14 protein-coding genes are annotated in these 14,147 nt (G+C 37.4%); 12 read left to right on the plus strand and 2 right to left on the minus strand.

Translation table 11 applies throughout. The features are described from left to right. Positions 1–34 precede the first annotated feature (34 nt). The 10 genes from ODZ84_RS14675 (at position 35) to ODZ84_RS14720 (ending at position 10,270) form a co-directional block, all read left to right on the plus strand. Entirely contained in the window at positions 35–469 is a 435-nt protein-coding gene (locus ODZ84_RS14675) for an META domain-containing protein (protein ID WP_266173127.1), read from the plus strand. A gap of 354 nt (positions 470–823) precedes the next feature. Beyond that, positions 824–2,047: a GTPase HflX gene (gene hflX / locus ODZ84_RS14680; protein WP_266173129.1), complete on the plus strand. Its 1,224-nt coding sequence runs from the start codon at positions 824–826 to the stop codon at positions 2,045–2,047. After that, complete coding sequence (locus ODZ84_RS14685; RefSeq protein ID WP_266173130.1) at positions 2,047–2,676, plus strand: DUF4919 domain-containing protein; 630 nt, start codon at positions 2,047–2,049, stop codon at positions 2,674–2,676. Before hflX ends, ODZ84_RS14685 begins: the two co-directional genes overlap by 1 nt. Before the next feature lie 23 nt (positions 2,677–2,699). Then, positions 2,700–3,986, plus strand: a complete 1,287-nt coding sequence (locus tag ODZ84_RS14690) for a cation:proton antiporter (protein WP_266173131.1) — start codon at positions 2,700–2,702, stop codon at positions 3,984–3,986. A 91-nt stretch (positions 3,987–4,077) separates the two neighbouring features. Then, a complete protein-coding gene (locus ODZ84_RS14695; RefSeq protein ID WP_266173132.1) occupies positions 4,078–4,794 on the plus strand; it encodes a DNA alkylation repair protein in 717 nt (238 codons plus the stop codon). 37 nt (positions 4,795–4,831) lie between these two features. Then, positions 4,832–5,500 carry a hypothetical protein gene (locus tag ODZ84_RS14700; RefSeq protein ID WP_266173133.1) on the plus strand — a complete coding sequence of 223 codons (669 nt, stop codon included), beginning with the start codon at positions 4,832–4,834 and terminating at the stop codon, positions 5,498–5,500. Positions 5,501–5,515: 15 nt separating this feature from the next. Beyond that, positions 5,516–7,552: a hypothetical protein gene (locus tag ODZ84_RS14705; RefSeq protein ID WP_266173134.1), complete on the plus strand. Its 2,037-nt coding sequence runs from the start codon at positions 5,516–5,518 to the stop codon at positions 7,550–7,552. Further along, a complete protein-coding gene (locus ODZ84_RS14710) occupies positions 7,553–8,788 on the plus strand; it encodes a hypothetical protein (protein WP_266173135.1) in 1,236 nt (411 codons plus the stop codon). Positions 8,789–8,794: 6 nt separating this feature from the next. Continuing rightward, positions 8,795–9,133 carry a DUF6122 family protein gene (locus ODZ84_RS14715; protein ID WP_266173137.1) on the plus strand — a complete coding sequence of 113 codons (339 nt, stop codon included), beginning with the start codon at positions 8,795–8,797 and terminating at the stop codon, positions 9,131–9,133. Positions 9,134–9,199: 66 nt separating this feature from the next. Further along, positions 9,200–10,270 (plus strand): calcium:proton antiporter, encoded by a 1,071-nt coding sequence (locus ODZ84_RS14720; protein WP_266173139.1) that lies wholly within the window; start codon positions 9,200–9,202, stop codon positions 10,268–10,270. A 38-nt stretch (positions 10,271–10,308) separates the two neighbouring features. Here the strand turns inward: ODZ84_RS14720 and ODZ84_RS14725 are convergent, their stop codons facing one another. Further along, positions 10,309–10,689 carry a group III truncated hemoglobin gene (locus ODZ84_RS14725; RefSeq protein ID WP_266173140.1) on the minus strand — a complete coding sequence of 127 codons (381 nt, stop codon included), beginning with the start codon at positions 10,687–10,689 and terminating at the stop codon, positions 10,309–10,311. 155 nt (positions 10,690–10,844) lie between these two features. On the opposite strand from ODZ84_RS14725, the gene ODZ84_RS14730 reads away from it, so the two are divergent. Both ODZ84_RS14730 and ODZ84_RS14735 read left to right on the plus strand, forming a co-directional pair. Further along, the gene (locus ODZ84_RS14730) at positions 10,845–11,813 is read left to right on the plus strand and encodes an ion channel (protein WP_266173141.1); all 969 of its coding nucleotides are present in this window, start codon (positions 10,845–10,847) and stop codon (positions 11,811–11,813) included. Continuing rightward, complete coding sequence (locus ODZ84_RS14735; protein WP_266173143.1) at positions 11,814–12,302, plus strand: YkgJ family cysteine cluster protein; 489 nt, start codon at positions 11,814–11,816, stop codon at positions 12,300–12,302. It begins immediately after the preceding gene. A 447-nt stretch (positions 12,303–12,749) separates the two neighbouring features. Here ODZ84_RS14735 and gdhA read toward each other — a convergent pair whose 3' ends face one another. Then, complete coding sequence (gene gdhA / locus ODZ84_RS14740) at positions 12,750–14,108, minus strand: NADP-specific glutamate dehydrogenase (RefSeq protein ID WP_266173144.1); 1,359 nt, start codon at positions 14,106–14,108, stop codon at positions 12,750–12,752. Positions 14,109–14,147 lie beyond the last annotated feature (39 nt).

Below are 14,147 nucleotides of genomic sequence, written 5' to 3' on the forward strand. Positions count from 1 at the left end.
CTGGGAGTGGTATGAAAATGGAATCGGAGTCTCTATGGATAAGATAATAGTTTCAGTTTTTATTGTTTTGTGCCTGAATATTCTTACAAACTGCACATCTGTAAAGACCGATAATACACCCATTCAGAGAGAATGGATGTTGGTCTCTTTTGAGGGATTTACCAAAGATCAGTTCATTAAAAATAAAGCACGGATTAACTTAACAGCTCCCATAGAAGGAAAAAAGGTCAAAGGAAGTGCTTTCATGGGCTGTAATACAATGTTTTTTACTTCCGAATTTAAAAACAACGGAAAAGTAAAGATATCCGGGCTTGGAAGTACCATGATGGCTTGCCGGAATATGGACCTGGAAACAAATTTTGCTGCAACATTCGAAAAAATGATCAGATATTCGGTGGACGGTCATTTTTTGACAATCTCTGACGACGACGGACATCAAATGAAATTTGTAGCTTCAGATTGGGATTAATTTAACTGAATATCAGGAATAAGTCTGCTGTATCAGCGGACTTCATTCTTGATTGAAAACCCGGATTGATATCAGTTCTACAACTATTTCATATTTCCTGTACATGACTATACCCGGAAAGTCCTGCATTGTGTTACTTTATATTTCGTGAATTATTTTGTGTGCGGCATTTAAGGCTTCAATGCTTTTATAGAATTTAAAATTTAAAAATTCTCATTATAACGTTATTTAAACCTATGAGTCAGCAATCTGATGATTAAAATTAATATCTGGTGATAATTGGCGTAAAGATTGTTTTGCATTTTTTACCGAAAAATGGTAACTTGTAAATCTCACAAATATAGATAGAACTTAATGCTAGAAAAGAAAGAACATAATTACGAAAAGGCAGTTTTGGTAGGTGTTGTTACCCAGCATCAGGATGAGGACAAGCTTCAGGAATACATGGATGAGCTGGAGTTTCTGGCGTATACGGCCGGTGCTTCAGTAGACAGACGTTTTACTCAAAAGTTAACGCAGCCTGATTCTAAAACATTTATCGGAAGCGGAAAGGCTCAGGAAATAAAAGAATATGCTAAGGAAAACGAAATAGGAACCATTATTTTTGATGACGAATTGTCTCCTTCACAGCTCAAAAACCTGGAGAGGGAAATCGAAGTTAAAATCCTTGACAGGACCAATCTTATTCTTGATATTTTTGCTCAGAGAGCTCAGACCTCTTACGCCAGAACGCAGGTAGAGCTGGCTCAATACCAATACCTGTTGCCCCGACTGACCAGAATGTGGACCCACCTGGAGCGTCAGAAAGGGGGAATCGGGATGAGAGGGCCCGGAGAAACAGAAATTGAGACCGACAGACGTATCATCCGCGACAGAATATCCTTATTGAAAGATAAACTGAAGACCATTGACAAACAAATGGCCACGCAGCGGAACAACCGTGGAAAAGTGGTGCGTGCAGCCTTGGTAGGGTATACCAATGTTGGAAAATCCACATTAATGAACTCACTTTCAAAATCGGAGGTTTTTGCTGAAAATAAGTTGTTTGCAACCCTTGATACGACTGTAAGAAAAGTGGTAATCGGTAATTTACCGTTTCTATTAACCGATACCGTAGGATTTATAAGAAAATTACCGACTCAGCTGGTAGAATCATTTAAATCTACACTGGATGAGGTACGTGAAGCCGACTTACTGATTCATGTGGTAGACATTTCCCACGAGAGTTTTGAAGATCATATTGATTCTGTCAACCAGATTTTAATGGAAATTAATGCACATCAGAAACCGATGGTCATGGTTTTTAATAAAATCGACGATTTCAGCTATGAGAAAAAAGACGATGATGATCTTACACCGTCTACAAGAAAGAATATCTCTCTGGAGGAATGGAAAAAAACATGGATGGGCAAATCAAAATATCCGACCGTTTTTATCTCAGCTCTTACCAAGGAGAACTTCCCGGAAATGAAGAAAATGATCTATGATGAGGTCATGAAAATTCATATTTCGAGGTTTCCTTATAACGATTTCCTTTTCGAATATTTCGATAACGACGAGGAAGAAAATAACGGATAATGAAATATTACCTTTTCCTATTCGTGTTCTTGATTTCAATTTTTGGTTTTGCTCAGAAATCAAAAATTGATTTCAGGGAAATTGAGAAAAGTCTTACCGATTCTAAATCTCCTTACAACTACGAAAAGCTCATTTTCAAATACAAGGGATATCCAAAATCACTGGACAGCATAGAAGCACAGTATCTGTATTACGGCAGGAATTTTAAAAGTAATACCGTCAGCACTGATGATGCAGACTTTAAAATGCTTGCAGAAGCTTTCAAGAACAATAATTTTGAAGAATGTATAAAGCAGGGAAAAATTCTGTACGAAAAAGATCCTACCAATCTGGATATTCTCCTGATTTTGCTTCGTGCCTACGACAATAAAAAAGACGGGGATCATTTTATGCACCACATCGGCCAGTTTCGAACGCTTACCGATGCGATAAAATCTTCAGGTGACGGAAAATCAGAAAAGACAGCTTATCTTGTCAATTCCGTGGGGGATGAATACATTCTGCTGAATATTCTTAATATCGGTCAGGACTATACCCGAGGTTCAAAAGCGGCAAAAGACGGGATGTATGATATCTGGGAAAAAGGCGGCAACAAAATTTACATCAAAGTATTATATTTAAATCTATAAACCAAATTATAAAAAACAGCTTAGTGGAGTTATATTATTCATTTTCAGCTTTAATCGTATTAGCATCAATATTCGCATATCTTAATTACAGATTTCTTAAACTTCCGAGTACGATCGGAATCATGGTCATTGCCATTGTAGTTTCTATATTTCTGGTTTCTTTCGGAGAGACTATTTTACCCAGAACTTTTGGACACCTTCATAATCTGATGAGCAGCATCGATTTTACAGAGGTCCTGATGGGCGCCATGTTAAACTTCCTGCTCTTTGCCGGAGGAATTCATATCAATATTAACGATCTTAAAGAACAGCTGAGACCTGTCGTGATATTTTCCACGGTGGGGGTTGTGATTTCGACTTTTGTCGTTGGTTTTGGGATGTTTTATACGCTTCCGTATTTAGGGATTAATCTGCCCTTTATTTATTGTCTTCTTTTTGGAGCTTTGATTTCCCCGACTGATCCTGTGGCGGTTTTAAGTATTCTGAAACAGGCAAACGTTTCTAAATCTCTGGAAACCAAAGTGGCAGGCGAGTCTCTTTTCAACGACGGTATGGCGGTGGTTGTTTTTTCTGTAGTATTACAACTGGCGATTGGGAAAGAAGTAGATTTGGGAGTTGAGAGTATCGGGATATTATTATTAAAAGAAGCCGGAGGCGGAATATTACTTGGGGTCGTCCTGGGCTGGATCACTTCCAGATTAATGCGTGAGGTAGATGACTATATCATTTCTGTTTTAGTAACTCTTTCAGTGGTTATGGGTGGTTATTTGATTGCCAGGCAGATGCATATTTCGGGACCTTTGACCATGGTGGCGGCAGGTCTGTTTATGGGTAATTTTAATGTTAAGTTTAAAATGAAATCCATCACTCAGGATTATCTGATCAAATTCTGGGAATTAATTGATGAAATCCTGAATGCTGTTTTATTCTTATTCATCGGTTTTGAACTTTTAATGATTAAAGATTTAAGACATTTTATTGTTCCGGGATTGGTGGCTATCGTTATTGTTTTACTGGCGAGAGTGATTTCCATCTGGGGGCCGACCAAGTTTATGAGGAAAACCTTCAGTCCGCAAACGGTAAAAGTTCTGGTTTGGGGAGGAATCAGGGGAGGAGTGTCTATTGCTCTGGCGATGTCTATTCCTAAGAGTGAATACAGTGAAATTATTTTGAGTATCACCTATTGTGTGGTGGTGTTTTCCATCATTGTTCAGGGACTTACGATTGCTAAAGTGGCCAATCCTAAAAAAATTGCAAAAGAGGAAGAGGAACTGGAAAATATTGTTCTGGAAGAGCAACATGGATCATAATTTAAAAAAACTGGAGCATGCTGTAATGGTTTGCTCTTTTTTATACCCTAAAATATTATTGTAAACTTAGCAGTAGACAAATAATAGTAAGATGAACAGTATTAAAGAGATCACGGAAGCATTAGCCGCTTTATCCACTCCGGAAAAAACAGCATTTTTTCCAAAGTTTTTCAAAACCGGAAAAGGAGAATACGGTGAAGGAGATTTGTTTTTAGGCGTTAAGGTTCCGGATCAGAGATCCGTAGCAAAAGAATATTATGCTAAAATTTCATTAGAAGAATTGACTGAACTGCTTTCATCACAATATCATGAGCATCGTCTGACAGCACTTTTTATATTGATTTCAAAATTTGAAAAAACAAAAGATCAGGCCGTTAAGGATGAAATTATTACATTTTACCTTAATCATTTACCTTATGTAAATAATTGGGATCTGGTAGATTCCAGCTGTTACAAGCTTTTAGGAAGGTATGCTTTTGAGAATCACAAGGAAGAGCTTCTGAGAAATCTTTCAGACTCAGAAGTGATGTGGCGTAAAAGAATCGCCGTGGTAGGAACCATGTATTATGTAAAAAAAGGATCATTTGACCTGACGAAAGAGCTGGTTACGGCTAATTTAAAGCATTCTCATGATCTCATGCATAAAGCCAATGGCTGGCTTTTAAGGGAAATGGGCCAGAAGAGTGAAAATGATTTGATCGATTATCTCAACCGGCATTATAAGGAGATGCCCCGAACCTGTTTACGATATGCCATTGAAAAACTGGACGAAGATGTACGACAGGACTATTTAAAAGGCAGAATTTAGAAAATAAGATTGTATTTTTGTTTTTTAAACCTGAATCATGAAAATTTTTCTCAAGAAGTTGATGCTTCTTCTTCCCTTACTTTTGCTTACAAGCTGTTTCGACTTATTAGATAAAGTCAGTGTTAAAGCGGACGGTAGCGGTGAGTATACCATTATCCTGAATGCCAGTAAAAGCAAAACCAGACTCGCTTCTATCTCCAAAATGGAAACCATTAACGGAAAGAAAGTTCCTAAAAAAGCTGAAATTGAAAATAAAGTTAATGAAGCCGCAAAAATATTCAGGGCAACTCCCGGAATCAGTAATGTAAAAACTTCTTTGGATTTTGATAATTATATTATTAAACTAAGTTGTAATTTCAAAAAAATTGAAAATATCAATGCCGGTCTGGAGCAGCTGAAAGCCCGGAATTTAATCGGTAAAATGGTTCCGACGCAAATCTACAGTCATAATCCCGGCAAAAAGCTGTTTTCCAAAAACAAAGTGAATACGTTTAAAAGTGATTACGATAAAATGAGTAAGGCTGATAAAGAGATCTTTAATGATGCCCGATATACTTCTGTCATGCAATTTGAAAATACAATAAAATCGCAGTCTAACACCTCTTATATGCTTTCGCCAAACAGGAAAGCCGTAAAAATAGAAGCCAACCTCCTGGATTTTATCCTTCAGAAAAAGCAAATTCAAAATAATATCCTTTTCCAATAATTCTAATTATAAGCCATGAAATTAATTCTACAAAAAACACAGACCATTATATTCCTCCTGTATGGTTTTGCCCTAGTTTTCGCACAGCAAAACATGAAGCTGCCCCAGGATGCAGTATTCTATATGGAAATCAACGGGAAACAGCTTAATAAGAAAATCAACTGGCAAAAATTCAATCCTTTTTTACAGGAAGTTACTAAAAAGAGTAAAGAAAAGCCCTCATGGACAGATTATTCCAAAACAGGAATTAAATATGATGCGACACAATATCATTATGCAGGATTTAATGACTCGGTAAAAGTGTATACCGCACACTTTATCTTAGATAATAAGGACAAATTTTTGGAGTTTATAAACTCTACCAAGAAAAAGGGTCTGGAAGTGACAAAGAAGAAAAATTATTCTTACGTCGACATCGATGATGATATTTTTGTGGCCTGGAATGACAACCGGGCCGTTCTTAAAATGATCAGCTACAGCAAACCCTACAAAGATACCTGGACAGATGACGATATAGACAGCATGGCTGTTGCAGTAGACAGTGCTGCAGCTGTTGTAGACAGTGCGTATGCCGAAGAGCCGGAAAAGCCGTTCAATTATAAAGATGAAATACAGTATCTCAAAGATGATATAAAATATCTGAAAGAGAGTATAAAAGATAACAATGCTGAGATTGCCAGAATGCAGAAAGACATTAAGTATCTTGAAAAGCATCATGAGTACCCTAAAGAAAAAAAAGACTCTACGGATAAGAATTATTCTGAAAAAGATAATGAAATTCTGCCGCCTTTAGAGGACGAAAATATGGAAGGAGAAACAGAGGAAGATGCCGTATTCCGGAAAGAAATGGATTCTCTGAAAATAGAGACATTCAAGATTGTGAAAAAGCTGGCAGAAGATTCTTTTGATGAGTATTTTAATTCAAATCTGGAGCTGGAAATATCAAAAGACATTCTGGGTTTCAGAGATGCTCATTCTGATGTTTTCGTATATACCGATTATGGCAGAATTGTGAATGACGGGATCTACGGAAAGATGATGAAAAATTATGAGTTCGGGAGTATTTTTGAGAAAGCATACAATTCCAATTCTTCTTATAACCTGTACTTTGATCAGGATAAAGTAAAGCTGGTGAACAGCTACCAGCACAAAGATGATGAAGTACAGAAAAATATTTCCTCACTGTATAAGGGAAAGAAAAACAGAAATCTTACAAATCTTATAAACGATAAAAGCATCGGATACTATTCCTTAAATGTAGACGGGAGTAAATATTTTGATCTGATGTACAGCCTGTTGAAAAATTCGGGAGAAGGAGACTACCAGAAGGAAATGGAGCTGATGATGGAGACTATGAAAATTGTTCTTGATGAGGAGGCCATCGCTAAAATAGCACCGGGTAACGGAATTTTTGTATTAAACGAACTCAAGACAAAAACAGTGGAATACACAGATTATGATTACGATGATGAGTATAACGAAAAGGAGGTGAAAAAAACGAAAGAAGTAGCAATGCCTGATTTCACTTTTGCTTTTGCTACAGAAAATGAAGGCTATTGGACGCGTATTTTTAATTTGCTGACCACCAACAAAAAGACAGCGAAAAAATTTATTAAAAAAGGAGATTTTTATTCATTCAGGGAAGAAAAAAATGACGGTTATTTTGACCAGCTGCTATTTAAGGTAAAAGACGGAATCGTCTACATTACCACCTCATCGGAAAATATTATACCTAAAGCCCAGTCCGAAGTTTCTAAAAAATGGACAAAAGATGCCTCAAGATATGCTGCATCCGGCAGATTTGATGTTAAGAGGCTTTTAATAGGAATGGAAAAGGAATTCAAGAGCCCTTCCGAAAGAAAGACGCTTGATTTTGTAAAGAAAAATGTAGGTGAAATGTATTTTAAGTCGGAAGTGAAAGGCAGTAAGGTCGAAACGGAAATAGATTATCATATTAAAACGTCTTCTGAAAACAGCCTGATGTATTTCTTTGATCTGTTTGATGAAATTTATAAAATCAACGAATCCGAAAAAAAGGCACCCATATTATAAATGAAAAAGAAATTAATTGCCCTCGCGGTTTTTCTTATCGCAGTAACGTTGTATCTAATGTTTTATCACCATAAACAAACATTTACAGTCGTGCCTGCCCAGGCAGATGTCGTCATTTTACTGGATGTGAAAAAAATCAAAAGACAATATATTTCCAGCCTTCTTAGCCATCCTTCGGAATGGTTCGGAAGTAAAAATAAAAGCAAAAAAACAGTTTCTATAGAAGAATCGGGAGTGAAAATTCCCGATTTTTTACAGATCTTTCATCTGAGGAATTCCGGATTCTCCGATTGGTACAGCATTTTTGAAATAAAGGATAAGCAAAAGCTCATCACTTTTTTAAAGCAGGAAAAGTTTACGGACCGAGGAAATAATGTTTTCAGGAAAGATCAGATTTTTGTCAAAATAGAAAGAGATAATTTTATTCTGGGAACTTCTGACCGGGATTTTAAAAGTATAGACTGCCGGCTTCTTCCATCCTCTAAGATTAATATTTTGGATGCAGATGAACTTATTACACATGGTATCGGCAGTATTCTGATTCAGTCTGAAAAAGGCAGTCAGAACCTTTCCGTCACCGTAAATGACGATGACATCGAAATTAAAAATAACATATATTTTAATCCGCCGACTTCTCTTATTTCCAAATTATTAAACACAAAATCTTTTTTCGAAGCCGAATTGAATGCTCAAAACATCAATAATCTTGATTTTATTTTTAATCGGAAATCTCTGGATTCGTCTAAAATAAATCATCTTAAAGCAGTAGCTGATCTTGAACAGGTAAGCGATACTATGGTCACTTATGGCTATGATGACGATTTTAATGAGGTCGAAAAAAAGACAATTCAAAAAATTATTCAGCCCAATTATATCATCGGTCTTCAAAGTTCAGATTCACCGAAAACAGAAGAGTATTTCCGAAACAAAAAATGGATCAATGTACAAAATCAATTTACCGCGATTCCGTTTCAGCCGAATATTATTCAGAAGACCAGTGGTGGTTTTGAGATAAAATCTACCCGTAAAAAAATGCAGGCTGCGCAGAAGCTGAATGAAAACTATGTGATAATAAGAAATAATAAGCTCATGGTCTCTTCTCTTAAAACTTTAAATTCCCGTGAAAGAAAAATACTGCTTACCCTGGATTACCTTTTCTATACAAACCGCGATCAGGACTATTATCTACAGTTAAAATTTAAAAAAGATAAATTGCCTTTAATTTTAAGGTGGTAAAATACAATGAATTCTTCAGATCTTGCCTTGCTTAAAACGTGTACCCATTACTTTCTGCATTTTATTTTTCCATTGGGTATCGCTTTCACTTTTTATCGTGATAACTGGAAAAGAGTATATCTCCTATTATTGGCTACGATGCTCGTTGACCTGGATCATCTGTTTGCAGATCCTGTTTTTGACCCCGACCGGGCAAGCATCGGCTTTCATTTTCTGCATTCCTATTATGCCATTGCGGTGTATTTTTTGATGCTCTTTTTTAGAGGAAATATCAGAATTGTGGGCATTGGATTGTTATTTCATATGTTAACTGATTTTCAGGATTTTTATTTATGGAATCATTAAAAAGCTATTAATATTTTCTTTTAGAATTGCGAAAACAATAGATTTTTTGTATTTTGTAAACGCTTTATGAGATTAAAAGAATTTTTGCATTACACGTATATTTTTCCTGTTTTAGCGGTGGTTTATTACTTTTCCGGTTTGATGGGTGGTGGAGTGGTTTATGATATGATCGCCGGAATTTTACTCACCGGGAGTGTTTTATCGGCAGTACACCATGCGGAGGTGGTGGCTCATAAAGTAGGAGAGCCTTTCGGAACGATTATTCTGGCGCTCTGTATCACCATTATCGAAGTGGCATTGATCATCTCACTGATGGTAGCCGGCGGAGATCAGGCGATCACGCTGGCCAGAGATACTGTTTTTGCTGCTGTTATGCTTATTCTTAATGGTATTTTGGGAATCTGTATTTTAGTGGGAGGTGTTAAATACTATGAGCAGTTTTTTGCCAGGACCTCTGCGACCACTTATCTTGTAAGTATTATTTCTATTTTGGTACTTACATTGGTTCTCCCCAATTTTACATCAAGTGTTAACGGTCCGTTTTATAACCAGGCACAGCTGATATTCGTCTCTGTTGCCTGTCTGGTAATTTACGGTATATTTCTGATGGTACAGACGGTACGTCACAGAAGTTACTTCATCATTCCTGATGAACATCCTGAAGAACATTATATCCCTTCAGTGATGAAAACGATCGTGAGCTTTGTTTTTCTGGTCGTTTGCCTGGCCATTGTCGTTATGATGGCAAAAGGTCTATCTGCGACCATTGAAGATATGGTAAGAAGCCTGGGAGCACCCAAATCTCTGGTCGGAGTCATTATTGCTGCGGTTGTGTTGCTTCCGGAAGGGTTGGCGGCGATAAGAGCTGCCAGAAGCAATCAGATCCAGTCCAGTTTAAATCTGGCTTTAGGCTCCGCTCTGGCCAGTATAGGTCTTAGTATTCCGGCAGTTTCCGTAGTTTGTATTCTCTATGATATTCCACTCGTCTTAGGGTTGGATAAAAAAGATATCATTCTCCTTTCTTTATCTGTATTTATCGTAATGCTGTCGTTAAGCAGAGGAAAAACGAATGTTCTTTACGGAACAGTATTACTGGTTAACCTGGCGGCTTATATATTTACGGTAATTGTCCCGTAATAATGGGCTTTCCAATATAATAATCCTAATTCCGGTGTTTAAAGCCTTCGTGCCAGTTCCATTTTAAAAGCCATCAGCTTGGCAATATTTTCAGATTTATAAATGGCCATGTCTGCATTTTCCCCTTCAAAATTTTCTTCGATAGTTGTTCTCCATAATTCAAGCCATCTGTCGAAGTGCTTCTGTTCCATGGCTTCGATTTCGTTGATCGGAAAATGGGCTCCCATCGGGTTACCTTTGTATGTCATCTGGCCAAAAAGAACCGTTTCCCAGAATGAATACATTTTAGGAAGATGTTTTTCCCAATCTACCTTTGCAATATCTGTAAAGAAGAAGCCAATGGTTTCATCCCTAACTACTTTAGCATAAAATAAATTAACGAGGTTTTGAATATCCTCTCTTGATTCTAACTTTTTCATTTCTCAAAGTTAGGATAAAAATTAAATCCAAAAATCAACCGTCAGCTTGATAAATTTCATAAAAACAATATTTTATCTTTGCATATCGAAAATGGTTATCATTTAGCAGGTTGTCCAATCCTTATAAGGTGATGATGCATCAATGAAATAAAAAAATGGCACGAGATTTTAGAAAAGAAATTCATCTGAATAATACAGAGAACAGTGGTTTTGGGACCAGTGCTTCAGGAAGGTTTATCAGGAAGGACGGCCTGCCGAACGTAGAACGGAAAGGGGTGAATATTCTGAACAGATTCAGCTGGTATCATACCATGCTGGATTTATCTACGATTCAGTTTCTTTCTTATCTGGTTTCGGCCTATATTCTGGTAAATTTAATTTTTGCCTTTATTTATTACCTCATCGGCGTTGAGCATCTTACGGGAATTGATAAAAGCGATCCGCTGAATGAATTTATTGATGTTTTTTTCTTCAGTTCGCAAACCTTTACCACAGTAGGTTACGGGAGAATAGCGCCGGTGGGTTTTATGGCCAGTCTGGTGGCCACCTTTGAAGCTTTTTTAGGATTGCTTACCTTTGCCATTGCAACAGGATTGTTTTATGGACGGTTTTCGCGTCCCAGAGCGTACCTCAGATTTTCAGAAATAGCAGTCATTGCTCCTTTTCAGGAAGGTACAGGATTGATGTTCAGGCTGGCCCCTTATAAAAATAATGCGCTGACAAGTGCTGAAGTTGTTGTTTCAACAGCCATTGAGGTAAATGAAAATTCAGAGACGAAAACCAATTTTTATACCTTAAAAACACATTTGAATCAGATCAATACCCTGGCGCTGAACTGGACGGTGGTGCATAAAATAGATGAAAGCTCACCTTTTTATGGATTTACAGAAGATGACTTTAAAAATACACCGATTGAAATTATTGTTCATGTACGGGCATTTGATGAAGTGTATTCAAATACGGTAGTGCAGCGGACGTCCTATGTTTCGAAAGAAATTATTTTTGGGGCGAAGTTCGTTCCGATGTATTATCCGGCAAAAGACAATACGTCTACTGTACTGGATCTGGACAAAATTAATGAATATAAGGCAACGGAGATGCCTGTTTTAGCGGAGGAAAAATAGATGAATTTAGAATTATACAAGAAACAGGCTTTACAGAAGCAAAAGGATCATCAGAAATTTCTGGACGGATTAAAGAAAAAACCGCCTAAGAATCTTGATTATACTGTTCAGGAAACCCATGAAGAAGTATTTGAAACCATAGATTGCCTCCAATGTGCCAACTGCTGTAAAACCACCGGCCCATTATATACAGAGAAAGATATAGAACGTATATCAAAGCATCTGCGCATGAAGCCTGCTGATTTCGAAGCCAAATTTCTGAGGATCGATGAGGATAACGATAAGGTCCTGCAGAATCTTCCATGTTTTTTTCTGAATTCAGATAATACCTGTTCAATCTATGAGGTTCGCCCGAAGGCCTGTAGAGAGTATCCCCACACAGATCGTAAAAAGATATACCAGATCAATAACCTGATGGTAAAAAATACAATCATCTGCCCGGCAGCATTTGAATTTGTTGAAAGGATGATGAAAAATTTAAGAAAGTAGGAGGGTCATCCCAAATTCGTCATAAAGTTCTATAAAGCACATCAAATAAGAGTTTTAGATATATTATTAAAGAGTAGAGCTTCATACAAACAGGTGCTACCTCAACTGTTACGTCCGGTACCGCTACTGCAGAGTCAATGAAACCGGCAGATTCTACGGCCGAAACAAAAAATCCCGGAAGAAAAATCCAAAGTAATGCTGATATAGTAGAGTGGTGATCCTGAATGTAATGTTTCAGGATTTCTTTGAGCATACCGGTTTCCTATTATTGCAATTTGACAATGAAAAATAATTAATATCTTTTAAGGTGACTCTATAGCTTACCAATAAAAAAAGCGTTGAATACATCAACGCTTTCTCCTTTCACTTTTTACTTTTTTCCCATTTATAATCCCGGGAACAGGGTATATCAAAAAAGGTCAGGAAAACTTTCCCGACCTCTATATTTTATACGACTCCCTGAGCCAACATTGCTTCTGCAACCTTTACAAAGCCTGCGATATTCGCCCCCTTTACATAGTTTACATAGCCGTCTTCTTCTTTTCCGTAGTCTCTGCATGCTTTATGAATTCCGATCATAATCTCTTTTAACCTCGCATCCACTTCTTCAGAAGTCCAGTTAAGACGAATAGAGTTCTGCGTCATTTCCAGTCCTGAGGTAGCCACTCCACCTGCATTGGACGCCTTACCCGGCGAGAACAGCACTTTATTGTCTAAGAAATAATTAATGGCATCCAAAGTGGAAGGCATGTTTGCCGCCTCAGTGACACAAAGACATCCGTTTTCAACCAGAACTTTAGCATCCTCCAGATCAAGTTCGTTTTGAGTAGCAGAAGGAATAGCAACATCACATTTCACTTCCCAAGGACGTTTTCCGGCGTAGAATACGGCTGAAGGGTATTTTTTAGCATAATCTTCAGCTCTGTTGTTTCCTGAAGATCTTAATTCCAATAAATAATCGACCTTTTCACCATCAATTCCGTCTTTATCATAAATGTATCCGTCCGGTCCGGAGATGGTTACAACTTTTCCACCCAGCTCAGACACTTTTTTAATAACTCCCCACGCTACGTTTCCAAAACCTGAAACCGTTACGGTTTTATCTTTAAATGTCTGTCCGATGGTTTTAAGCATCTGTTCTGCAAAATAAACAACCCCATATCCTGTAGCTTCTGGACGGATCAGTGAACCTCCATAAGCAAGGCCTTTACCTGTCAGTACTCCTGTAAATTCATTTCTGATTTTCTTGTACTGTCCGAATAAATACCCGATTTCTCTGGCTCCAACACCTATATCTCCGGCAGGAACGTCGGTCTCAGGACCTACGTGTTTGCAAAGCTCCGTCATGAAAGCCTGGCAGAAACGCATCACCTCCATATCAGATTTTCCCTGAGGGTCAAAATCCGAACCTCCTTTACCGCCTCCCATCGGAAGAGTGGTTAATGAGTTTTTAAATACCTGCTCAAATGCTAAGAATTTAAGAACCGAAAGGTTTACGGTAGGATGGAAACGAATACCTCCCTTGTAAGGTCCGATTGCAGAGTTCATCTGAATTCTGAAACCTCTGTTTACCTGGATTTCTCCTTTGTCATCAACCCATGGAACTCTGAAAATAATAATTCTTTCAGCTTCAGCCATTCTTTCAAGAAGCTTCATTCCTGTATATTCCTTTTTCGTCATAATGAACGGAATTACAGTTACGGCAACTTCTTTTACAGCTTGTAAAAATTCTGGCTCATTAGGGTTTTTTGCCTCAATTTTTGCAATAAACTCCTGGATTTTCTGGTCAATATTATATTGTTCCATATATTAAGGTTGAATATTATTATCAACAAATTTAATTTT

It is taken from the genome of Chryseobacterium fluminis (genome assembly GCF_026314945.1).
In the GTDB taxonomy this organism is placed as follows: domain Bacteria; phylum Bacteroidota; class Bacteroidia; order Flavobacteriales; family Weeksellaceae; genus Chryseobacterium; species Chryseobacterium fluminis.

Excerpts from the sequence above, each read along its gene's own strand:
- ODZ84_RS14675 (WP_266173127.1), top strand. The coding sequence starts at position 35 with ATGGATAAGATAATAGTTTCAGTTTTTATTGTTTTGTGCCTGAATATT.
- hflX (WP_266173129.1), top strand. The coding sequence starts at position 824 with ATGCTAGAAAAGAAAGAACATAATTACGAAAAGGCAGTTTTGGTAGGT.
- ODZ84_RS14685 (WP_266173130.1), top strand. The coding sequence starts at position 2,047 with ATGAAATATTACCTTTTCCTATTCGTGTTCTTGATTTCAATTTTTGGT.
- ODZ84_RS14695 (WP_266173132.1), top strand. The coding sequence starts at position 4,078 with ATGAACAGTATTAAAGAGATCACGGAAGCATTAGCCGCTTTATCCACT.
- ODZ84_RS14700 (WP_266173133.1), top strand. The coding sequence starts at position 4,832 with ATGAAAATTTTTCTCAAGAAGTTGATGCTTCTTCTTCCCTTACTTTTG.
- ODZ84_RS14705 (WP_266173134.1), top strand. The coding sequence starts at position 5,516 with ATGAAATTAATTCTACAAAAAACACAGACCATTATATTCCTCCTGTAT.
- ODZ84_RS14710 (WP_266173135.1), top strand. The coding sequence starts at position 7,553 with ATGAAAAAGAAATTAATTGCCCTCGCGGTTTTTCTTATCGCAGTAACG.
- ODZ84_RS14715 (WP_266173137.1), top strand. The coding sequence starts at position 8,795 with ATGAATTCTTCAGATCTTGCCTTGCTTAAAACGTGTACCCATTACTTT.
- ODZ84_RS14720 (WP_266173139.1), top strand. The coding sequence starts at position 9,200 with ATGAGATTAAAAGAATTTTTGCATTACACGTATATTTTTCCTGTTTTA.
- ODZ84_RS14725 (WP_266173140.1), bottom strand. The coding sequence starts at position 10,689 with ATGAAAAAGTTAGAATCAAGAGAGGATATTCAAAACCTCGTTAATTTA.
- ODZ84_RS14730 (WP_266173141.1), top strand. The coding sequence starts at position 10,845 with ATGGCACGAGATTTTAGAAAAGAAATTCATCTGAATAATACAGAGAAC.
- ODZ84_RS14735 (WP_266173143.1), top strand. The coding sequence starts at position 11,814 with ATGAATTTAGAATTATACAAGAAACAGGCTTTACAGAAGCAAAAGGAT.
- gdhA (WP_266173144.1), bottom strand. The coding sequence starts at position 14,108 with ATGGAACAATATAATATTGACCAGAAAATCCAGGAGTTTATTGCAAAA.